The following is a 519-nucleotide window of genomic DNA, read 5'->3' on the forward strand; positions in this document are numbered from 1 at the left end:
GCCACTCAAGATGCGGCGTACAGCTACAGCTTGACTGCAACTGACTCCGATACCGGTGACAGTTTAACCTTGAGCGCAGTGACCAAACCGAGCTGGTTGAGCTTCAACGCGGCGACGGGTTTACTCAGTGGCACGCCAAGCAATGCGGATGTGGGCAGTCACGCTGTCACCTTACGAGTGACGGACACGGATGGCTTAACGGCTGAGCAGTCCTTTAGCATTACAGTGACAAACGTCAACGATGCGCCGACGATTAGTTCGACGGCGATGACGGCAGCGACCCAAGATGCGGCATACAGTTACACCTTGACTGCAACTGACTCCGATACCGGTGACAGTTTAACCTTGAGCGCAGTGACCAAACCGAGCTGGTTGAGTTTCAACGCGGCGACAGGGTTACTCAGTGGYACGCCGAGCAATGCGGATGTGGGCAGTCACGCTGTCACCTTACGAGTGACGGACACGGATGGCTTAACGGCTGAGCAGTCCTTTAGCATTACAGTGACAAACGTCAACGAT

General features: G+C 55.0%; 1 protein-coding gene. It reads left to right on the forward strand.

Features of this window, described 5'->3' with window-relative positions:
• On the forward strand, window positions 1-519 hold a 519-nt coding region (locus tag L5M29_RS23720), incomplete at both ends, for a putative Ig domain-containing protein (protein ID WP_263170363.1).

It is taken from the genome of Shewanella sp. SM95 (assembly GCF_025653595.1).
Classification (GTDB): Bacteria; Pseudomonadota; Gammaproteobacteria; order Enterobacterales; family Shewanellaceae; genus Shewanella; species Shewanella oncorhynchi.